This window comes from Nocardia sp. NPDC050413 (assembly GCF_040655475.1).
Taxonomy (GTDB): Bacteria; Actinomycetota; Actinomycetes; order Mycobacteriales; family Mycobacteriaceae; genus Nocardia; species Nocardia coubleae.
Map to the genome: position 1 here is coordinate 17,420 of NZ_JBFAJZ010000008.1, position 20,660 is coordinate 38,079.

Sequence of the window (20,660 nt, forward strand, 5' to 3'; positions counted from 1 at the left end):
TTCGAAACAGTGTTGTGGTCAGTCGACGATGCGGTGCGGGACGAACGCGGCGCCGTCATCGGTGATGAGGCCCGCGGTCTCGCGGATACCGAGCCCGGCGGCGTTGTCACCGACGACCCACGCCCCGAGCACGGGACGCATGCCGTCGAATTCCGGGAGCGGGTCGAGCAATTGGTAGACGAAACCCTCGGCGCCGTACACCCCACCGGTCGCGGTCTCCATGCCGGGACCGACGATGGTCATGTTGGCGCCTTCACGGCCCAGCTTGGGTTTGCGGATGTATTCGGTGAGCTCGTGCGGGTCGTCGAGGTAGGCGGGCAACAGGTTCGGGTGGCCGGGATACATCTCCCACAGGATCGCCAGCAGCGCCTTGTTGCTCAGCAGGGTGGTCCACAGTGGTTCGATCCAGGCGGTCTGCGGGATGCTCGCGACGACGCGTTTGCCGAAGTCGTCGTCGAGGATCCATTCCCAGGGGTACAGCTTGAAGATCGATTCGATCGGCGCCTCGGCCAGGTCGACGAAGCGGCCGAGTTCGGTGTCGAACCCGACCTCCTCGATCGGCAGCGCGACGGTGTCGAAGCCCGCTTCGGCGGCGGTTTCCTGCATATAGGCGGTGGTGACGTTGTCCTCGCCGGTGGCGTCGGCACCCGACCAGGTGAAGTGCAGTTCGGTACCGGGCAGCACGTCACGCAGCTCGCCCCAGCGCTCCACCAGCTTCTCGTGCAGTGAATTCCACTGGTCGCCACCGGGATACACCTGCTGCAACCAGTGCCATTGGATGATGGCCGCCTCGAGCAGCGAGGTGGGGGTGTCGGCGTTGTACTCGAGCAGCTTGGCAGGACGGCGCGCGTCGTAGCGCAGATCGAACCGGCCGTACACGTAAGGGTCACTGCGCCGCCAGGATTCGGCGATCGGGCCCCAACTCCATTCGGGCAGACCGAAATCGGCGTACCGCTCGGTGAGCACCACGTGTTCGGCCGCGTGCAGACACATCGACTGCAGCAGTTCCACATCGGCTTCCAGCGCGAGGATCTCGTCCATCGAGAATTCGTAGTGCACCGATTCGTCCCAGTAGGGCCGTGGCTGACCGCTGGCATCGCGGCCGGGCACGCCGTAGACGAGTCCCTGGCTCTCGATGATCTGCTGCCAGCCCGGCCGGGGCGTACTCGCGACGCGTCGCACTAAGACCCACTCCCGCCGGACTTGCTGCCCAGGCCACCGCGCTGAACGGTGGTGCCGGACTTGGTCTTGATCTCGGCGTTGCGTGGTTTCACCGAGGTGCCCCCGCTCGGCGGCCGGCCGATGGTGGCGTTGCCGCCGTAGTGGTACCGGTACTGCGGCCAGCCGAGCAGGATCAGGCTGCCCATGCCGCCGGAGCTGTCGCTGCGGAAGTTGGTCTTGCCGTCGCCGCAGTGCTCGTCCGGGACGACGACCTCCTGGCCGTTCTGGTCGATCTGCACGCAGGAGGCGGTGACCTGTTCGGGCGCGTTGATCGCCCGGTAGGCGAGGTAGCCGCCGCCGACGAGGGCGGCGACACCGACCACGGCGACACCGCCGATCATCACCCGTTTCCTGGTGCGACGCTTGGCTTCCGCGGCTTCGGCGGCGGCGCGTTCGGCCTGCTCGGCCTGTTTGCGCGCCTTCTCGCGCGCCCGTGCCTCGGCGACCGTCGGCGGGCGGGGCTGGGTGCGGCCCGGTTCCTGCCTGGCCACCCGGCCGGGGCGTGGTTGCGGTGGTTGTTGCGGTGGCGGGGGCCAGGTGGGCGGCGTGCCCGCGGGTTGTTCCGGCGGGGTCGCGGGCGCGCCGGAGTCGGGCGGGGTCCAGGGCGAGGATCCGCCCGGCTCGTCCGGCTGGTCGGGCGAACCAGGGTTGTGTGTGCTCACTGCCGCCTAACCCCCGAAGTCACTTCTACCGCTCCTCGAATCCGGTCATGTCACCGCGCGCGGGCTCCCAGCTTTCCACAACCAGGTCGACCCGCCCAGGCGCCTTGCCGGACCGTAGCAGTTCCAGCAACTTCTCGCCCGAGGTTCGTTGTCCCTCGGCCACCACGTGGACCCGTCCGTCGGCGTGGTTGCGCGCGTACCCGGTGAGACCGAGTTCCAGTGCACGCGAGCGTGTCCACCAGCGGAAACCCACGCCCTGGACGTACCCGTGGACCCACGCGGACAGTCGGACAGGTTCGGTCACAGCGGCTCCTCGGGGTCAGGCGTCGATGTCGAAGTTCAAGGTCACCTTGGTGCCCGCCTTGAGTGTGCGGCCGACGGTGCACACCTTGTCGACGGCGCGCTGCACGGTGACCAGCAGCCGTTCGCGGGCCTCTTCGTCGAGTTCGGACAGATCGAGCTCGAACACCTCGTCGAGCTGCGGGTACAGCTCGTTCTCGCGGTCGGCGTCGCCGGAGACGCGGATGGTCGCGTCGAAGTCGTCGCCGAGGCGACGCGAGAGCGGCAGGTCGGAACTGAGCCCGGTGCACGCGGCGAGGGCGATCTTCAGCAGCTCACCGGGGGTGAACGCGCCGGGCACACCCTGCGAGGCGATCAGTACCTCGGCGCCACGGTTGCTGCGTCCGGTGTAGGCCCGGGTTCCGGTGCGCTCGACCCACAGTTCGACGGGCGCGGTGGTCACGGGTGCGTTCTGCTCAACTGCCATGGATCTGATCCTGGCATGCCCGCCTCCCCGCGACTCATGCCGACCGGCAAGTGCCGCGAAAGTCACGTACCGGACCTGCGTGAATGGGGCTCGAGGGACGAACGTGCCCGACGAGTTACCCATGTGCTGACGAAATCACGCGCCGACTGTCATTCTTGGAAGCGGTAGCCCATGCCTGGTTCGGTGAGCAGGTGGCGGGGGTGGGCGGGGTCGTCCTCGAGTTTGCGGCGCAGTTGGGCGAGATAGACCCGCAGGTAGTGGGTTTCGGTGGCATACGCCGGGCCCCATACCTCGCGCAGTAATTCCTTGCGGCCCACCAGTTTTCCGCGATGGCGGACCAGCATCTCGAGCATTCCCCATTCGGTGGGGGTCAGGTGGACGGGTGCGCCGTTCTTGGTGACCTGTTTGGCGGCCAGGTCGACGGTGAAGGAGTCGGTGACGACCACCGGTTCCGACTCGTCGGCCGCACCCGCACCGCGCCGGACCGCCGCCCGCAACCGGGCCAGCAGTTCGTCCATCCCGAACGGCTTGGTGACGTAGTCGTCGGCGCCCGCGTCGAGCGCCTCCACCTTGTCGGCCGAATCGGTGCGCGCCGAGAGCACGATCACCGGTGCCGAGGTCCACCCGCGCAGCCCGGCCAGCACCTCGATCCCGTCCAGATCGGGCAGGCCGAGGTCGAGGATGACCACATGCGGCTGCTTCTCCGCGGCCACGCGCAACGCGGCGGCGCCGTTGCCCGCGGTGAACACCTCGTACCCGCGCACCGACAGGTTGATCCGCAGCGCGCGCACGATCTGCGGTTCGTCGTCGACCACGAGCACGCGGGTGGCCGACCCGGTCGACCGGGAATCGCCCGGCTGCGGCGTGTCCGTCCCCGATGAGTTGCTCATGTCCTCACTTTCCTAGTCGCGCGGCGGGGGCGGTCGAAGCAGGCGCACCGGCAGGCAGGTCGAGCAGCACCGTCAGGCCGCCGCCGGGCGTGGGTTCGGCGTGGACGGTACCGCCCATGGCCTCGGCGAAGCCGCGGACCACCGACAGTCCGAGGCCGACGCCGGTGGTGTTGTCGCGGTCCCCGAGCCGTTGGAACGGTTCGAACAGGTGCTCCTCGCTGCCCGCGGGCACGCCCGGCCCGGTGTCGACGACTGCGACGACGACCCGGTCGCCCACGCGGTCGGCGGTCACACGTACGGGTGTGTCGCGTCCGGCGTGGCGCAGGGCGTTGTCCAGCAGATTCGCCAGTACTCGTTCGAGCAATCCGCTGTCGGCCGACACCGAGTGCTCGCCCACCTCCACCGTCACCCGGTCCATCGCCGCGCGCCGCAGCCCCCTCGTGCCCATCCCCACGCTGACCAGCGCCCGATGCACCGCCTCGTCCAGATACACCTGCCGCGTCTGCGGGGTGACCACCCCGACCGCCAGTCGCGACGAATCGAGCAGGTTGCCGACGAGGGCGGTGAGCTGGTCGACGGATTCCTCGATGGCCGCGAGCAGCTCGCCGGTGTCCTCGGGCGAGAACTCCACGTCGTCGCTGCGCAGACTCGACACCGCCGCCTTGGCCCCGGCCAGCGGTGTGCGCAGGTCGTGGCTCACCGCCGACAGCAACGCGCGTCGCAACCGGTCGGCTTCGAGGAGCGCGGCCGCCGCCCCCGCCTCTTCGGTGAGGCGCTGCTGACGCACCAAGCCGACGGCCTGGTTCGCCACCGCGTTGAGTACGGGCCGCTCCCCCGGATCGAGCGGATGCCCGGCCAGCAGCAGCAGGCCGGTCGCGTCGCCCGCTTCGATCGCGGTCTCCGCGTCGGCGATCCGATGCGGCGGGTCGGCTCCGACCGAGGCGATCACTTCGTCACCGCAGCGCAGGCTCACCGCGCGTTGCCCGTAGACCTCGCGGACCTGTTCGAGCAGACGCGGCAGGTCGGCGCCGTGCAGCACCGCCCCCGCGAACAGGGTGAGCAGCTCGGCCTGGCGGGAGGCCTTGCGCGCCTGCCTGGTTCGCTTCGCCGCGAGGTCGACGAGCGCCGCCACCGCCACCGCGACGATCAACAGCACGACCACGGTGACGAAGTTGTCCGGTTCGGCGATGGTGAGGCTGTAGCGCGGCGTGGTGAAGAACCAGTTCAGCAGCAGTCCCGACAGCAGGGCCGAGGCGATCGCGGGCAGCACCCCACCGAGCAACGCGACCGCGACGACCCCGACGAAGAACATCGCGCTGAGCCCACCGAGTTGCAGATGCCGGTCGAGCACCGCCCAGCAGAGCACGCTCACCAGCGTGGGCACGAGCAGGGCGGCCACCCAGGCGACAACCGGTTGGCGTGTTCGCAGCGGATTGCGCCGGACCCCACGGTTGGCTTCCTCGTGGGTCACCATGTGCACGTCGATCTTGCCGGAGCGTTGCACCACGGTGGAGCCGATGCCCTCGTCGAGCATCCGGGCCCAGCGCGAGCGCCGCGAGGTGCCGAGGACCAGCTGCGTGGCGTTGACCTCGCGCGCGAATTCCAGCAGGGCGGTCGGCACGTCGTCGCCGGTGACGGTGTGCAGTGAGGCGCCGAGCGCGGCGGCGAGTTCGCGCAGCCGCGCCAGCCGTTGCGCGGACACTCCGGCCAGACCGTCGCCCCGGACCACATGCACCACAACGAGTTCCGCGCTGGATTTCGAGGCGATCCGTCCGGCCCGGCGCACCACGGTCTCCGATTCGGGACCACCGGTCACCGCGACGACCACGCGTTCGCGCGCTTCCCACAGCTCGGTGATGTCGTGGTCGGCCCGGTACTTCGCGAGTGCCGCGTCGACCTGATCGGCCAGCCACAGCAGCGCGAGTTCGCGCAGGGCCGTGAGGTTTCCGGGACGGAAGTAGTTCCGTAGGGCCGCGTCGACTTTGTCCGCGGCGTAGACGTTGCCGTGGGAAAGCCTGCGCCGCAATGCTTCCGGTGTCAGATCGACGAGTTCGACCTGGTCCGCCCCGCGTACCACCGCGTCGGGGACGGTCTCGCGCTGTTCGATGCCGGTGATCTGGGCGACCACATCGTTGAGGCTCTCGAGGTGCTGCACGTTCACCGTGGAGATGACGTCGATCCCCGCGTCCAGAATCGCCTCCACGTCCTGCCAGCGTTTTTCGTGCGCACTGCCCGGCGCGTTGGTGTGGGCGAGTTCGTCGACGAGCACCACGGTGGGCCTGCGCGCGAGCACCGCGTCGACATCGAGCTCGGGCAGTTCGGTGCCCCGGTAACGCACCGCCTTCGGCGGGATCCGCTCGATCCCGTCGAGCAGCTGGGCGGTCTTCGCCCGCCCGTGGGTCTCCACCACGCCCGCCACCACGTCGCGGCCACGCTCGAGCCGCCGGTGTGCCTCACCGAGCATGGCGTAGGTCTTGCCGACGCCGGGTGCGGCACCCAGGTAGATGCGTAGTCGACCGCGTTTCACCGGTTCATCATCGCCCGCGGCACCGTCAACAACCCGCAAAGGCGGCGCCGGAGCGCGCTAAGGATCCGTAAGGAATGCCCGCGCCACCCATCCGAGGGCCTTGACTCGGCGTGGCGCCCCACGGTGGGGCGTGAGGAGGTCGGACATGTCTGTGGTGGTGTTCACGGTGCTCACCGTGGCGGTCTTCGCCCTGCTGGGCCTGATCCAGCGCGGGCTGGAGAAGCTGTGATCGCGAATCTGGTCGGTCTGGTGCTCGCCGCGGGTGTCGCCGTGTTCATGGTGGCGGCCCTGCTCTTCCCCGAGAGGTTCTAGTGACCACGACAACAGCGGGGATCGTCTTCCTCGCGGCCCTTGTGCTCACGCTGGCACTGGCGCACGTGCCGCTCGGTGACTACATGTACCGGGTGTACAGCGGCGAGCGGCATTCCCGTGCCGAGCGGTTGATCTACCGCGCGATCGGCGCGCACCCCGACGTCGAGCAGACCTGGCCGGTGTACGCCCGCAGCGTGCTGGCCTTCTCGGCCGTCGGCGTGCTCGGCTTGTTCTTCTTCCAGCTGGTCCAGGGCGCGCTGCCGCTGCACCTGAACAATCCGGGCACCGAGATGACCCCGGCGCTGGCGTGGAACACCGCCGCCAGTTTCGTCACCAACACCAACTGGCAGAACTATTCCGGCGAGTCGACCCAGGGGCATCTGGTCCAGATGGCCGGGCTGACCGTGCAGAACTTCGTGTCGGCGGCGGTGGGTATGGCGGTGGCCGTCGCGCTGGTCCGTGGTTTCGCCCGCCACCGCACCGGTGAGCTCGGCAATTTCTGGGTCGACCTGGTGCGCGGCACCGTGCGCATCCTGCTGCCGCTCGCGTTCGTCGTCGCGGTCGTGCTGGTGGCAGGCGGGGTGATCCAGAACTTCCACCTGCACGACCAGGTGGCGCAGACACTCGGCGGCGGTGTGCAGACGATCACCGGCGGTCCCGTCGCGAGCCAGGAGGCGATCAAGGAACTCGGCACCAACGGCGGCGGTTTCTACAACGCCAATGCCGCGCACCCGTTCGAGAACCCGACCACGTGGACGAACTTCGTGGAGATCTTCGCGCTGATGCTGATCGCGTTCTCGCTGCCGCGCACCTTCGGGCGCATGGTCGGCAGCACGAAGCAGGGCTACGCGATCGTCGCGGTGATGGGAACCATCGCGCTGGTGAGTGTTTCGTTGCTCAGCATGTTCCAGTTGCAACACCATGGAACCGTTCCCACCGCCGTCGGTGCGTCGATGGAAGGGGTGGAAACCCGCTTCGGCGTGGCCGATTCGGCCGTGTTCGCCGGGGCGACGACCCTCACCTCGACCGGTGCGGTGAATTCCTTCCACGACTCCTACACCAGCCTCGGTGGCCTGGTGACCATGGTGAACATGCAGCTGGGCGAGGTCGCGCCCGGCGGGGTGGGTTCGGGCCTCTACGGCATGCTGATCCTGGCCGTCGTCACGGTGTTCGTCGCGGGCCTGATGGTCGGGCGCACACCGGAATACCTCGGCAAGAAGATCACGCCGCGCGAAATCAAGCTCGCCGCCACGTACTTCCTGGTGAGCCCGCTGATCGTGCTGGTCGGGACGTCGGTCTCGACGGCACTGCCCGGGCCGCGCGACAGCATGCTCAACAGCGGACCGCACGGGTTGTCGGAAGTGCTGTACGCCTTCACCTCCGCCGCCAACAACAACGGTTCGGCCTTCGCCGGGCTGTCCGGCAACACCACCTGGTTCAACACCGCGCTCGGACTGGCCATGCTGTTCGGCCGGTTCGTCCCGATCATCGTCGTGCTCGCGCTGGCCGGTTCGCTGGCCGCGCAGTGCCACACGCCCGCCTCCTCGGCCGGCACCCTGCCGACCCATCGGCCGCAGTTCGTCGGCCTGGTGGTGGGGGTGACGGTGATCCTGGTCGCGCTCACCTTCCTGCCCGCCCTCGCGCTCGGGCCACTCGCCGAAGGAATTCACTGACATGTCCGTTCCCACCCTCGCTTCCCCGCGCACCGAGCGGCCCGCCCGCGGCGTTTTCGACCCGACGCTGTTGCGCACGGCGCTGCCCGAGGCGATCCGCAAACTCGACCCGCGCAGCCTCTGGAAGAACCCGGTCATGCTGATCGTGGAGATCGGCGCGGCGTGGTCGACCGTGCTGGCGGTCGCCGAACCGTCGTTCTTCGCCTGGGCCGTCGTCGCCTGGCTGTGGCTCACGGTGGTCTTCGCGAATCTGGCCGAGGCCGTCGCCGAGGGGCGCGGCAAGGCGCAGGCCGAGAGTCTGCGAAAAGCCAAGACCGACACCGTCGCCCGTCGGCTCACCGACTGGGCGCCGGGCGCCCCGATCGTCGAGGAGCGGGTCGCCGCCCCTGAACTGCGTCGCGGTGACTTCGTGGTGGTGGAGGCCGGCCAGGTGATTCCCGGCGACGGCGATGTGGTCGAGGGCATCGCATCGGTGGACGAATCCGCGATCACCGGTGAATCGGCGCCGGTGATCCGTGAATCCGGTGGCGACCGTTCGGCGGTCACCGGCGGCACCACCGTGCTCTCCGACCGCATCGTCGTCCGCGTCACCCAGGAACCCGGCGCCAGTTTCATCGACAAGATGATCGCCCTGGTGGAAGGCGCGAACCGGCAGCGCACGCCCAACGAGATCGCGCTGAACATCCTGCTGGCCGCGCTGACGATCATCTTCGTGTTCGCGGTCGCGACCTTGCAGCCGCTGGCGATCTTCTCGAAGTCCAACAACCCGGGCGTGGCCGACACCCTGGCGCTGGACGGCGACGGCATCACCGGCATCGTGCTGGTGTCGCTACTGGTCTGCCTGATCCCCACCACCATCGGCGCCCTGCTCTCGGCCATCGGCATCGCCGGGATGGACCGGCTGGTGCAGCGCAATGTGCTCGCCATGTCGGGACGTGCGGTGGAGGCGGCGGGTGATGTGAACACACTGCTGCTGGACAAGACCGGAACCATCACCCTCGGTAACCGCCAGGCCGCCGAGTTCGTCACCGTGCCAGGCATTCTCGATGACGAGCTGGCCGATGCGGCGCAGTTGTCGAGCCTGGCCGACGAAACCCCCGAGGGCCGATCGATCGTCGTCCTCGCCAAGGAAGTGTTCAACATGCGGGAGCGCGGCGCGGGGGAACTGCCAGGCGCGGTCTGGGTGGAGTTCACCGCCCAGACCCGCATGTCCGGCGTCGATCTCGCCGACGGGCGCCGCTTGCGCAAGGGCGCGGCCGGTGCCGTCGCCGAATGGGTTCGCGCGCAAGGCGGTTCGGTACCGGCCGAAGCGTCCACCATCGTCGACGGTATTTCCGCGTCCGGCGGAACCCCACTGATGGTCGGTGAGGTCGACGGCGGCACCGCCCGCGTGCTCGGCGTCGTCCACCTCAAAGACGTGGTCAAACAGGGCATGCGGGAACGCTTCGACGAAATGCGGCGGATGGGCATCCGCACGGTGATGATCACGGGCGACAACCCGTTGACCGCCAAGGCGATCGCGGACGAAGCGGGTGTCGACGACTTCCTCGCCGAGGCGACACCGGAGGACAAACTCGCTCTCATCAAGAGGGAACAGGACGGCGGCCGCCTGGTCGCGATGACCGGCGACGGCACCAACGATGCCCCCGCCCTGGCCCAGGCCGATGTCGGCGTGGCCATGAACACCGGCACCTCGGCGGCCAAAGAGGCGGGCAACATGGTCGATCTGGACTCGGATCCGACCAAGCTGATCGAGATCGTGGAGATCGGCAAACAGCTGCTCATCACCCGTGGGGCGCTCACCACGTTCTCCATCGCCAACGACATCGCCAAGTACTTCGCGATCATCCCGGCCCTGTTCGTGCCGCTATTCCCCGGCCTGGACGCGCTGAACATCATGCGGTTGGCCAGTCCGCAGTCGGCGATCCTGTCGGCGGTGATCTTCAACGCGATCGTCATCGTCGCACTCATCCCGTTGGCCCTGCGCGGTGTCGGATACCGGCCGAGCAGCGCCTCGGTCCTGTTGCGCCGCAACCTGACCGTCTACGGGCTGGGTGGCATCGTCGCGCCGTTCCTCGGCATCAAAGTCATCGATCTGTTCGTCCAACTCCTTCCCGGGATGTCCTGACATGCGTACTTCGACCTGGTTCCGCCAGCACCTGGCCGCCCTGCGTGCCCTGCTGGTACTCACCGCGATCACCGGAATCGTCTATCCCCTGGCTGTTTTCATGATCGCCCAGCTGCCCGGTCTGGATCACCGAGCCGCCGGATCGCTCGTCGAGCGGGACGGGAGGCTGGTGGGCTCGAGCCTGATCGGGCAGGCGTTCACCGATGCCGACGGCACCGCCCTCGGCCAGTACTTCCAGAGCCGTCCGTCGGCGGCGGGCGAGGGCTACGACCCGCTCGCCTCCGCCGCGAGCAATCTCGGCCCGGAGGACATCGTCGACACGGCCGACCGGACCAGCCTGCTCACCGCCGTCTGCGCGCGTTCCGTGGAGGTCGGCGACCGTGAGGGGGTCGACGGCCGTCGCCAGTTCTGCACGGAAAGCGGGGTGGGCGCGATTGTCTCGGTGCTCGGTCCGCGCGATGCCGACGGTGACGTGTCGCGGCCGGAGCGGGTGGTCAGCGTCAACGAGCCGTGTCCGACGCGCCCCTTCACCGCCACCTTCCGTGGTGTCGCGGTGGAATGCGCGCGAACCGGCGAGGACTACTCGACGGGTGTGCTCGTTCCCCTCCGCGGCGACGCACCGGCTCACCCGGCGGTGCCCGCCGACGCGGTGACGGCGAGCGGCAGCGGCCTCGACCCGCACATCTCCCCCGAATACGCCGCCATCCAGGTCGACCGGGTGGCCCGGACGCGCGGCATTTCCCCCGAGCAGGTGCGCGCGGTACTCACCGAGCACACCCACGGCCGCACGCTCGGCTTCCTCGGTGAACCACGCGTGCATGTCCTCGAGCTCAATCTCGCACTGGACGAACAGTTCCCGCTGTCGCGCTGAAACGGATGCGCCGGGCACCACGGGGTGCCCGGCGCATCGCCGCGCTATTCGATCACCAGTTCCCAACCCTCGGGCAGGCTCGCGGTGAGTATCTCGGTGCCACGCACTTCCATGTCGATCGTGTCGGTGCCGAGCCGGAAATCGGCCAGGCGCACGATGCCCCACGAGGCGGGGACGCGCGGGCGGACCGTCAGGGTCTTGGCGGGGACGTCCGGGTCGATGCCGACGAAGGAACGGATGAGCAGCAGCGGCGCGGCGCTGGCCCAGGCCTGCGGGGAGCAGGAGGTGGGGTACGGCACGGGTGCGGCGAAGCGTCCACGGGGGAAACCGCAGAACAGCTCCGGCAGGCGGCCGTCGAAAGCCGCTGCCGCGTCGAGCAGCCCGGCCGAGAGCTGGGTGGCCAGTTCGATCGCGCCCGGCACGTGCTGATACCGCATGAGCCCGGCCACCGCGATGGCCGTGTCGTGCGGCCACACCGAACCGCAGTGGTAGCTCATCGGGTTGTAGGCACCCATGTTGGAAGCCAGTGTGCGCAAACCGAATCCGGAGTCCATCTCCGGCGAGGACAGGTGCCGGATCAGGATCTCGGCGTGCTCGTCGGTGGCGATTCCCGACCACAGGCAGTGGGCCGCGTTGCTGGTGAGCGCGTCGACCTGGCGCTTGTTGCCGTCCAAGGCCACGGCGTACCAACCACACTGGGGTAGCCAGAACTGCTCGGCGAATTTCGTGCGCAAGGCGACGGCGCGTTCGCGCATCTTGCGGGCCAGCGGTTCGTCGTCGAAGGCGTCGGCGAGTTCGGCGCGCGCCAGCAGCGCCGCGTAGACGTACCCCTGCACCTCGCACAGCGCGATCGGCGCCTGCGCGAGCTGGCCGCTCGCGAAATTGATGCCGTCGAAGCTGTCTTTCCAGCCCTGGTTGATGAGTCCACGGTCGGTGGCGCGTACATATTCGACGAAACCGTCGTCGTCGCGGTCACCGAAATCGGTGATCCAGCCGATGGCGGCGTCGGCGGCGGGCAGCAGGGTGGCGATCGACGCGGGATCGGCGCCCCAGCGCAGACATTCGGCGAGCAGCATCACGAACAGCGGGGTGGCGTCGACCGTGCCGTAGTAGATCTGGCCGCCGAGAACCTGCCCGACGGCCGGACCACGGCGCATCTCGTGCATGATGCGGCCCGGTTCCTCCTCGACCAGCGGATCCACTGTCTCGCCCTGCAATTCGGCCAGCTGCTGCAGCGTGCCGAGGGCGAGGTCGGTTTCCAGCGGCAGCGACATCCAGGCAGTGAGCAACGAGTCGCGACCGAACAGGGTCATGAACCAGGGCGCGCCCGCCGCGACGAACGGCCGGCCGGTTCCGGAATCGCTGTGGATCTGCAGTGCGCCGAGATCGCTTTCGCTGCGCCGCAGTATCCGGTTGAGCATCAGGGAGTCGCTGGTGATGTCGGTGGCCGTGGCCCGCCAGGCCTGGATCTTCTTCACCGGTTCGCTCGCCCGGTAGCGTTCGCCCACCGAACCCTGCATCGGCGGGCGCTGGGCCGCGCCTGCGGGCAGGGCCGCGATCTCGGTCTGCCAGCGACCGCCCGCGGGCACGACGATGCGCCAGATCATGGTGCCGGGCAGCACCATCGGCTCCACCGTCGAGGTGAGGGCGAGCCCGCGCGCCAGGTCGGCGCGGTCGTGCAGCAGCAGTTCACCGTCGGCGGTGGTCATCTCCGCGCGGCGCCCGCCCGCACGGCCCTCCTTCACCGAGAACAGGTCGACGAAGTCGGCGTCGACGTGCACCTCGAGCACGACCGCGGTGGCTTCGCGGCTCATGTTCTCGAGGGTGATCACCTCGTGCATGCCCTCGGCGACGAGCCGGTCGCGCACCACCAGCAGGGTGCTGTCGGCCATGCCCGCCTGGGGCGGCCTACGCAGCACGAAACGCGCCGCGAAGGCTTCCGGGCTCAGCACCGACAGCGGCTCGGGCTTCTTGCCGTCGACCAGCAGTTCCCAGCGCGAGATGACCCGTGCGTCACGGAAGAACAAACCCTGTGGTTTGCCCGGCTCCACGTCGCCGAGCCGGTCCGAGAGGCAGAAGGTGCCGCCCTCGACCAGGGTCACATTGCCGCCGTGGCCGCCGAGCCCGGCCGGTTCACCCGCGTTCAGCGGAGTCGGGCTCGGCTGCGCGTCGCTGTGGCTCATGCGCGCCCGGTGGTCGCCGCGACGGACGGCATCGCGAAGGCGCCGCCGTATCCGATCGTGGTGCGCGCCAGAATTTCCCGGTACACCTGTTCGTAGCCACGGCCGAGGGTGTCGGCGCCGAAGTTCGCCTCCACGTGCTCCCGGCAGGCAGCCGGGTCGTAGGTGGCGACCTCGTGGATCGCGGCGGGCAGTTCGGCGGGATCCTCGCAGATGCGCGCGGTGACACCGTCGATCAGCACCTCGCTCACCGCGCCGCCGCGCAGGGCGACAACCGGTGTGCCACAGACCATTGCCTCGATCATCACCATGCCGAACGGCTCCTCCCAGCGAATGGGGAACAGCAGACACCGAGCTCCGGCCAACAGTTTACGCTTGGCGGTCGCGTCGGCGAGGCCGAATACATGATCGTCCGCGGTGAGCCGGGGGCGCACGTATTCCTCGAAGTAGGCTATTTCCGGCGGTTCGGAGCACTTGCCCGCCAGGATCAGCGGGATACCGGCCTCGTGGGCGGCGTCGAGGGCCAGGTGCGGGCCCTTGTCCATCGAGAAGCGGCCGAGGAACAGCGCGTAGTTGTCCTTCTCCGGCTGGAAGGGCCACTGATCCGGGCGGAGCGCGTTGTGCACGCGACCGGCCCAGCCCAGATCCGGCGCCAGTTCGCGCTGCCGATCGCTGATGGCGATCAGCGAGCACTCCCCGCCGAGTTCGCGGTAGTAGCGGTAGCAGTCGTCCTGGACGGGGCCGTGGACGGTGACCACGGTCGGCAGGCCGAGATTGGCGTAGGCGGGAGCGTTGAGCGGTCCGGCGAACGTGTGGTCGTGCACGAGGTCGATGCCCTCGGTGTCGGCCAGTCGCTCGATCGCGCGGCGCACGCGCAGCGCGTGGACCACCTCCGGGAACGGGTCGCCGAGCCGCTCGGGCACGATCCGGTCCCACAGCGGGACGAAATTCGCTTTGGTACCGGCCTCGCCCGCACCGAACAGGGTGACGTGGTGGCCGCGCTCACACAGGGAATCGACCAATTCGGCGACAACGGCTTCCACCCCGCCGTACGCCTTGGGGGGAACATCGAAATACGGTGGCACGACCATCGCAATTCGCAGTGGGCCACCATTGTGCTCGATCGAATAGAGATCAGAACTGGAGAACCCGGTCGGCGACATTGCCGACATATCTGTACTCATGACCTTCCTTCCAGGGACACAACCTCGCAACACTTGCGCGAAACAAGAGATGGCCGCCTCGGCGGGGTGGAGACCGAGAGCTTCACCGCCGTCCATGGGGCATGGTTGGCCTGGCCAGGCGCGGAGCGCACCGCTGGGGTGCCCGCCTGATCAGAGGGGCCGTCAAGGAACGTACCCCGCTACCGGAAAGTAAACCAGCATGTTGCTGGTTTTGTTGTACGCGATTCCCTGCCGCGACAGCAGATTCCGCCGTCACGGCCGGTCTACGCCGTACAGAGAATTGTCACGGCCGAGTCGCGCCGCGGTCAACCGGCGGCCGTAGCGCACTGAGCGACCGATCAGCACACTTCGATTACGGTTCGCATTCTGATCGCTTGGCCAACTCCAGGCAGGCGATGCCACCGAATTCGGCGACGACGAGCCGCCCGTCACCATAGACGAGATAGTCGACGAATTTGGCCGCCAGCGATCCGGCGGGCATGTTGCCGCCCGGATAGTCGTGGAAGACGAATTCCACCGAGTAGAACGGGTAGCTCCGGTCGGCCACACGGGTTTTGGTCGCGGCCTGACCGTTGATGGTCACCGCGCGCAACTCCTCGCCGACGGTCGTCGCCTCGAGATAACCCACCGCGCCCGGCGTCGCGGCGACGACCTCGGCCATCTCCCCGGTCGAGCCGACCTCGCAGTGCACCAGTCGTGCTCTGCCCGCACAGAATTCGGGATGGTAGAGGGGGCGCTGCCAGTCGAGCAGCCGGGCTTCGAGGGCGAACCGCGACCCCGATCCGTGCTGGCGATCCACCACGACCACGGGCAGATCCGGACCACCGAGCATTCGCCAGTTGTCGATCTCACCGCGGAACAGGCGCTGGATCTGCGCGGTCGACAGATCGGCGATGCCGAGGTCCGGGTGGGTGACGACCGCGAACGGCGCCACCGCGAAGGGCGTTTCGAACAGGTCGGGGAAGGTGTCGCGTTTGGGGCCCTCACCGATGGCGACGGTGTTCGGTGCTTGCTCCGGTTTGTCGAGGACACGCAGACCGTCGCTGGTACCGGCGAAATCGAAGGTGAAGTCGGCACCGGAACAGTGGGTTTCGTAGTTTTCGGCGACCTCGCGGACCATCTTCTCCATGGCGGTGGAGCCGACGAGGGTGAGGTTGCCGTCGGCGCAGTAGCTCGGTGGTGGGTCGGTGCGCGTCAGGGCGACGCCGAGCTGGACAAGGACGAGGACCAGCAGGAAGATGCTGAGCGCGATCAAGGGCCACGATTGTGAACCGCTGCGCGTCGTTTTCGCCTGCTGCGCACTACCGCGCAGGCCTGTCAGCGTCGGCTTGTCGAACGCGGCGAGCCCGCGTTTGTTGTTCAGTACGGCGAGGATCTTGTAGTGGCCCTTACGGTCGATCGGCGCCTTCGGCAGGTCGACGATGCCTTCGAGCGTGTCGCCCGCATCGACGTTGCGCCAACCTATTCCCGACTCCGGCCCGAGGCTGCCCGCGTAGACGCCATCCAGTTCCGTGACCGCGACCGCGACCACCTGGCGGCCCGGGAATGTCAGGTGCAGACCGGCTTTCGGAAGTGCGGGGTCGGCAAGGGCGTAATCGTCCTTTTCGATGGGCAGCGATCCGACATTCTCGATGCGCACCAGCGCCAGCGACAACTTGTGCAGTTCCAAGTCGTCGCCGCCGGGCGCCCCTGTCTGCAGATTGCGCAACGCCCCGGTGACATCGACCTCGCCCGGCGAACTCGGCGCGGGAAACTGGATCTGACCGGTCACCGGAGTGTCCATCTGCACCCGGAACCCGATGCGCTTGTAACCGGGGAACACGAACTGCCGCAGGAAGGTCGCGACCGCGACCACCACGCCGAGCACCGACAGCACGATCTCGATCGGAAAGTTCACCAGTCCCCCACACCACTCGTCCGAATCGAGTTGTATCAGAGGGAAACCCGCTGGCCGGCCGCCGACATCAGCTGTTGGGCAAACCTTCACCCACCGGATTCCGCCGTCCAGGCGAGCAGGTCGTCCAGCGGCCACGTGTTGACGACCCGATCCGCCGTCACCCCGTGCGCGACGGCACGTTCGCATCCGTAGCCCTGCCAGGACAACTGGCCCGGTGCGTGGGCGTCGGTGTCGATGCTGAAGTAGCAGCCGACCTCGACGGCGAGGTCGATCAGCCGCCCGGGTGGGTCGCGGCGTTCGGGGCGGCTGTTGATCTCCACGGCCGTGCCGTACTTGCGGCACGCCTCGAAGACGAGTTCGGCGTCGAACTGGGATTCGGGGCGGGTGCCGCGCCCGCCTTCCACGAGCCGGCCGGTGCAGTGGCCGAGCACATCGACATTCGGGTCGGCCACGGCGTAGACCATGCGTTTGGTCATGGTCGCGCTGTCGTCGCGCAGGTGCGAGTGCACGCTGGCGACCACGATGTCGAGCCGTTCGAGCAGGTCGGCGCGCTGGTCGAGGGTGCCGTCGTCGAGGATGTCGACCTCGATGCCGGTGAGGATGCGGAAGGGGGCGAGTTCGTCGTTGAGTTCGGCGATCACGTCGAGCTGGCGAAGCAACCGTTCGGCCGACAACCCGTTGGCGACTTTCAATCGCGGGGAGTGGTCGGTGAGTGCGCAGTACTCGTGGCCGAGTGCGGCGGCCATGCGCATCATCTCGCCGATCGGGCTGCCGCCGTCGGACCAGTCGGAGTGGGTGTGCAGGTCACCGCGCAGCACGGTGCGCAGGGGTTCGCCCGCGGGGCCGATGGGTTCGGCGGCGGCGCGCAGGTCGGCCAGGTAGGCGGGGATCTCACCGGCACAGGCCTGTTCGATGACCGTGGCGGTCTTGGGCCCGATTCCGGGCAGGTCCTGCCAGCTGTGTTCGGCCGCGCGCGAGGCTCTTTCGCCCTCCGACAGCCCCTCGACCACGTCGGCGGCCCGCCGGTAGGCCTTCACCCGATGGGTCTGGGCGCGCGATCGTTCGAGCCAGAACGCGATCTCGCGCAGGGCGGCAACCGGATCGAGGCCCGTCATCGCTACCGGATCCGGCCGTACTTGAGGAAGGCGACACCGTCGGAATACACCCGGCTGGTGATCACCCGGAAGCGTTCGGGCTCGGGCAGTTTCATGCCCCCACCGAACAGCGGCCTGCCGGTGCCGAGCAGCACCGGATACAGCTTCAGGAACACCTGGTCGATCTCGGGCAGCAGGGTCTGGGCGAGTTCACCGCCACCGCAGAGCCAGATACCCAGGCCTGCTTGCTTTTTGAGATCGCGCACCGCCGCGACCGGATCGCCCGAGATCACCTCGACACCGGGTGCGGGCGGCTCGGGCATCGTGGTCGACACGACGAACTGGCGCAGATGCTCGTACGGGCTCGCGGTGCCGGTGCGCACCCCGAAGTCGTGGGCCTTGCGGCCCATGATGACGGTGTCGAAGTAGATATTGCCCGCCGCGACCCCGCGCGCCTCGCGCACCTTGGTGGGCAGCGTCTCCGGGTATTGCGAGATGATCGATGGCACGTGATCACCGCCCACCGGGAAGAAATCCACCGACCCGTCCTCGGCGGCGATGAAGCCGTCGATCGTCGATGCCACGAAATACGTCAGCTTGCGCATACCCGTCCTCCTGGGACCCCACCTGCGGCAGATCTGTCAGGGAAACGGTATCGCGCGGCGATCAGCACCGACGAGGCTTCCGCTGACACGTCGGACAGGAAAACGACGAGCGATTCATGAATTGCTCACGGATCAGCAGCGCACCGCACCGGTCGCACGGTTCGTTCTCGCGGCCGTAGGCGGCCAGTGACCGGGAGAAATACCCGGATTCGCCGTTCACGTTCACATACAGCGCGTCGAACGAGGTACCGCCGACGGCCAGTGCCTCGGTCATCACGGCGGTGACGGCGTCGAGCAGGGTGCGCAGCCCGGGGCGGGTCAGGCTCGCGGCGATGCGGGTGCCGTGCAGTCCGGCCCGCCACAGGGCCTCGTCGGCGTAGATGTTGCCGATGCCCGAGACCACGGTCTGATCGAGCAGCACCCGTTTGATCTCGGTGTTCTTGGCCCGGATCGCGACGACGACGGCTTCGCGATCGAAACGCGGATCGAGCGGGTCGCGGGCGATGTGGGCGACGGTGTCGGGGACGACGCTTCCGTCGACCTCGACGAGACCGGCCAGCGACCACCCGCCGAACGTGCGCTGATCGACGAACCGCAGTTCGGCGCCGTCGTCGAGGACGGCCCGAATGTGGGCGTGCTTCTCGACCGGTGCGGCGGCGGGCTGAACCAACATCTGACCGCTCATCCCAAGATGCACGACCAGGGCCAGGTCCATTCCGGTTGCCGACGCTGGGTCGCCGCTGTCGGTCCGGTGTGGCCGGGGCGTGTCGAAGGTGAGCCAGAGATATTTGCCGCGACGGTGGGCGGCGTCGATGCGCAGCCCGGTGAGCTGCGCGGACAGGTCGGCCGGACCCGCCACATGCCTGCGCACAGCACGCGGATGGGTGACGGTCACGTCCTTGATCACCCGGCCGACGGCGTGCTCGGCCAGACCGCGCCGCACCACCTCGACTTCGGGAAGTTCCGGCACGTCAGGCTTGGGCGGCTTCGTCCGCGGCGGCGGTCTTCTCGGTGAGCGCCTTGTAGGCGGCACCGGCGGCCTTCTGCTCGGCTTCCTTCTTGGAGCGGCCGACACCCGAACCGTACGGATTCCCGGCGATCACCGTGGTGGCGGTGAACTCCTTGTTGTGATCCGGGCCGGTGGAGGTGATCTCGTAGGCGGGCACGCCGAGACCGCGTTCGGCGGTGAGTTCCTGCAAGCTGGTCTTCCAGTCGAGGCCCGCGCCCATGCGTGGACCGCGCTCGAGGAGATCGGCGAACAGGCGAAGCACCACACCACGCGCGACCTCGATGCCGTGCTCGAGGTGCACCGCACCGAGCAGCGACTCCATGCCGTCGGCGAGGATGCTCGGCTTGTCGCGGCCGCCGGTGAGCTCTTCGCCCTTGCCGAGCAGCAGGTATTGACCGAGTCCGCCGTCGCCGAGGCCACGCGCCACTTCGGCGAGCGCGTGCATGTTCACCACACTGGCGCGCAGCTTCGCGAGTTCACCCTCGGACTTCTCCGGGTGCTCGGTGTAGAGGCGTTCGGTGATGCTCAGGCCGAGCACCGAGTCGCCGAGGAATTCCAGGCGCTCGTTGGTCGGCAGGCCACCGTTCTCGTACGCGTACGACCGGTGCGTCAGCGCGAGGCGCAGAAGCTCCGGTCGTACGTCGACACCGAGGGCGGCGAGGAGACTGGCGTGATCGGTCACGTCGCTACGTTTGATCGGACGATCAGACAGCAGCGGTGACCTGGCGGCCCTTGTAGGTACCGCAGGACGGGCACGCGATGTGCGGGAGGGTCTTCTCACCGCAGGCACGGTTCGGGCAGGTGACCAGGGTCGGCGCGACGGCCTTCCACTGGCTGCGCCGCGACCGGGTGTTGGAACGGGACATCCGGCGCTTGGGAACAGCCACGGCTACTTCTCCTCTTGGTTTTCGCTGACCACACGGGCGTCGTCTGCCCCGGGAGCGGATCGGTCTTGGGGGGTGGAACCCTCGGCGGGATCGCCGGTGCCGGGCGCCTCGGTGGCGAACGATGCCAACTTGGCCCAGCGGGGATCCAGTATCTCATGCCCATGATCGGGACCGGCAATCGCCATCCGCACACCGCATTCGGGGCACAGGCCCGCGCAGTCCGGCGTGCACAGCGGCTGCAGCGGAAGCTCCAGCCCGATGGCGTCGAGAATCACCGGCTCGAGGTCGATGAGGTCGTCTTCCATGCGGTAGACCTCGGCGTCCTCGGTCGTCTGCTCGGTCTTGCTGTCCGGATACGCGAACAGTTCCGTCAGACGAACCTCGACCCGGTCCTCGAACGGCTCGAGGCAGCGCGAGCACTCCCCGACCGTCGGCCCGGACACCGTGCCGGTGACCAGCACACCCTCCGAGACGGCCTGCAACTGCAGGTCGAGGTCCACCTCGGCGTCGGCCGGGATGGCGATCAGGTCGAGACCCATCCGCTCGTGCTCGGTGGCGGTGCGCCGCACCTCCCGCATGGTTCCCGGCCGACGGCCGAGATTGCGGACATCCAGCACGAAACCCGCGTCGGACACAGGACCGTTGCTGGTCTTGTGCGGACGCGAAGGCGAACCGGAACGGGCGGACATCACAAACTCACTTCTGCTGAGGGGATCGTGGGCAACCACTCAACAGTAATGCAGGACCCCGCCCG

The 20,660-nt window shown here is 68.3% G+C and carries 19 protein-coding genes; 4 read left to right on the forward strand and 15 right to left on the reverse strand.

The genetic code is table 11. The features are described 5' to 3' along the window. Positions 1 to 18: 18 nt before the first annotated feature. From AB0I19_RS19605 to AB0I19_RS19630, 6 genes are all read right to left on the reverse strand, one after another. A complete protein-coding gene (locus AB0I19_RS19605; RefSeq protein ID WP_067493406.1) occupies positions 19 to 1,182 on the reverse strand; it encodes a glutathionylspermidine synthase family protein in 1,164 nt (387 codons plus the stop codon). Next, on the reverse strand, positions 1,182 to 1,883 hold the full coding sequence (locus tag AB0I19_RS19610; protein ID WP_357150432.1) for a hypothetical protein: 702 nt from the start codon (positions 1,881 to 1,883) through the stop codon (positions 1,182 to 1,184). Before AB0I19_RS19610 ends, AB0I19_RS19605 begins: the two co-directional genes overlap by 1 nt. 25 nt (positions 1,884 to 1,908) lie before the next feature. Next, on the reverse strand, positions 1,909 to 2,187 hold the full coding sequence (locus tag AB0I19_RS19615) for an acylphosphatase (RefSeq protein WP_067493403.1): 279 nt from the start codon (positions 2,185 to 2,187) through the stop codon (positions 1,909 to 1,911). A 15-nt stretch (positions 2,188 to 2,202) separates the two neighbouring features. Then, positions 2,203 to 2,649: an OsmC family protein gene (locus AB0I19_RS19620; RefSeq protein ID WP_067636773.1), complete on the reverse strand. Its 447-nt coding sequence runs from the start codon at positions 2,647 to 2,649 to the stop codon at positions 2,203 to 2,205. A gap of 149 nt (positions 2,650 to 2,798) precedes the next feature. Further along, positions 2,799 to 3,539 (reverse strand): response regulator, encoded by a 741-nt coding sequence (locus AB0I19_RS19625; protein ID WP_357150433.1) that lies wholly within the window; start codon positions 3,537 to 3,539, stop codon positions 2,799 to 2,801. A gap of 4 nt (positions 3,540 to 3,543) precedes the next feature. Beyond that, positions 3,544 to 6,066, reverse strand: coding sequence for a sensor histidine kinase KdpD (locus AB0I19_RS19630; protein WP_357150434.1), 2,523 nt, complete (start codon positions 6,064 to 6,066; stop codon positions 3,544 to 3,546). 130 nt (positions 6,067 to 6,196) lie between these two features. Here AB0I19_RS19630 and AB0I19_RS19635 point away from each other — a divergent pair, with 130 nt between their 5' ends. The 4 genes from AB0I19_RS19635 (at position 6,197) to AB0I19_RS19650 (ending at position 11,050) form a co-directional block, all read left to right on the forward strand. Continuing rightward, positions 6,197 to 6,295 (forward strand): potassium-transporting ATPase, encoded by a 99-nt coding sequence (locus AB0I19_RS19635; RefSeq protein ID WP_357150435.1) that lies wholly within the window; start codon positions 6,197 to 6,199, stop codon positions 6,293 to 6,295. Positions 6,296 to 6,377: 82 nt separating this feature from the next. Further along, the gene (gene kdpA / locus AB0I19_RS19640) at positions 6,378 to 8,051 is read left to right on the forward strand and encodes a potassium-transporting ATPase subunit KdpA (RefSeq protein WP_357150436.1); all 1,674 of its coding nucleotides are present in this window, start codon (positions 6,378 to 6,380) and stop codon (positions 8,049 to 8,051) included. Position 8,052: 1 nt separating this feature from the next. Further along, positions 8,053 to 10,179, forward strand: coding sequence for a potassium-transporting ATPase subunit KdpB (gene kdpB, locus AB0I19_RS19645; protein ID WP_357150437.1), 2,127 nt, complete (start codon positions 8,053 to 8,055; stop codon positions 10,177 to 10,179). Between the two features lies 1 nt (position 10,180). After that, a complete protein-coding gene (locus AB0I19_RS19650; RefSeq protein WP_357150438.1) occupies positions 10,181 to 11,050 on the forward strand; it encodes a potassium-transporting ATPase subunit C in 870 nt (289 codons plus the stop codon). 44 nt (positions 11,051 to 11,094) lie between these two features. Here AB0I19_RS19650 and AB0I19_RS19655 read toward each other — a convergent pair whose 3' ends face one another. From AB0I19_RS19655 to AB0I19_RS19695, 9 genes are all read right to left on the reverse strand, one after another. Continuing rightward, positions 11,095 to 13,233, reverse strand: a complete 2,139-nt coding sequence (locus AB0I19_RS19655) for a glycogen debranching N-terminal domain-containing protein (RefSeq protein ID WP_067493389.1) — start codon at positions 13,231 to 13,233, stop codon at positions 11,095 to 11,097. Further along, positions 13,230 to 14,393: a glycosyltransferase family 4 protein gene (locus AB0I19_RS19660; protein WP_357150602.1), complete on the reverse strand. Its 1,164-nt coding sequence runs from the start codon at positions 14,391 to 14,393 to the stop codon at positions 13,230 to 13,232. Before AB0I19_RS19660 ends, AB0I19_RS19655 begins: the two co-directional genes overlap by 4 nt. Before the next feature lie 373 nt (positions 14,394 to 14,766). Then, positions 14,767 to 16,311, reverse strand: a complete 1,545-nt coding sequence (locus AB0I19_RS19665; RefSeq protein WP_357150439.1) for a substrate-binding domain-containing protein — start codon at positions 16,309 to 16,311, stop codon at positions 14,767 to 14,769. A gap of 86 nt (positions 16,312 to 16,397) precedes the next feature. Further along, complete coding sequence (locus tag AB0I19_RS19670; RefSeq protein ID WP_357150440.1) at positions 16,398 to 17,426, reverse strand: PHP domain-containing protein; 1,029 nt, start codon at positions 17,424 to 17,426, stop codon at positions 16,398 to 16,400. Positions 17,427 to 17,428: 2 nt separating this feature from the next. Next, complete coding sequence (locus AB0I19_RS19675; protein ID WP_067636794.1) at positions 17,429 to 18,010, reverse strand: dihydrofolate reductase family protein; 582 nt, start codon at positions 18,008 to 18,010, stop codon at positions 17,429 to 17,431. Positions 18,011 to 18,071: 61 nt separating this feature from the next. Continuing rightward, positions 18,072 to 18,980, reverse strand: coding sequence for a bifunctional DNA-formamidopyrimidine glycosylase/DNA-(apurinic or apyrimidinic site) lyase (mutM, locus tag AB0I19_RS19680; protein WP_357150441.1), 909 nt, complete (start codon positions 18,978 to 18,980; stop codon positions 18,072 to 18,074). A 1-nt stretch (position 18,981) separates the two neighbouring features. Then, positions 18,982 to 19,701, reverse strand: a complete 720-nt coding sequence (gene rnc, locus AB0I19_RS19685; RefSeq protein ID WP_225279164.1) for a ribonuclease III — start codon at positions 19,699 to 19,701, stop codon at positions 18,982 to 18,984. A gap of 22 nt (positions 19,702 to 19,723) precedes the next feature. Further along, entirely contained in the window at positions 19,724 to 19,906 is a 183-nt protein-coding gene (gene rpmF / locus AB0I19_RS19690) for a 50S ribosomal protein L32 (RefSeq protein ID WP_022565580.1), read from the reverse strand. Positions 19,907 to 19,908: 2 nt separating this feature from the next. After that, positions 19,909 to 20,595, reverse strand: coding sequence for a DUF177 domain-containing protein (locus AB0I19_RS19695; RefSeq protein WP_067493375.1), 687 nt, complete (start codon positions 20,593 to 20,595; stop codon positions 19,909 to 19,911). Between the last annotated feature and the right edge of the window lie 65 nt (positions 20,596 to 20,660).

Coding starts and splice junctions, on each gene's coding strand:
- AB0I19_RS19655 (WP_067493389.1), bottom strand. CDS start 13,233: ATGAGCCACAGCGACGCGCAGCCGAGCCCGACTCCGCTGAACGCGGGT.
- AB0I19_RS19650 (WP_357150438.1), top strand. CDS start 10,181: ATGCGTACTTCGACCTGGTTCCGCCAGCACCTGGCCGCCCTGCGTGCC.
- AB0I19_RS19695 (WP_067493375.1), bottom strand. CDS start 20,595: ATGTCCGCCCGTTCCGGTTCGCCTTCGCGTCCGCACAAGACCAGCAAC.
- kdpB (WP_357150437.1), top strand. CDS start 8,053: ATGTCCGTTCCCACCCTCGCTTCCCCGCGCACCGAGCGGCCCGCCCGC.
- AB0I19_RS19675 (WP_067636794.1), bottom strand. CDS start 18,010: ATGCGCAAGCTGACGTATTTCGTGGCATCGACGATCGACGGCTTCATC.
- AB0I19_RS19670 (WP_357150440.1), bottom strand. CDS start 17,426: ATGACGGGCCTCGATCCGGTTGCCGCCCTGCGCGAGATCGCGTTCTGG.
- AB0I19_RS19625 (WP_357150433.1), bottom strand. CDS start 3,539: ATGAGCAACTCATCGGGGACGGACACGCCGCAGCCGGGCGATTCCCGG.
- AB0I19_RS19660 (WP_357150602.1), bottom strand. CDS start 14,393: ATGTCGCCGACCGGGTTCTCCAGTTCTGATCTCTATTCGATCGAGCAC.
- AB0I19_RS19620 (WP_067636773.1), bottom strand. CDS start 2,649: ATGGCAGTTGAGCAGAACGCACCCGTGACCACCGCGCCCGTCGAACTG.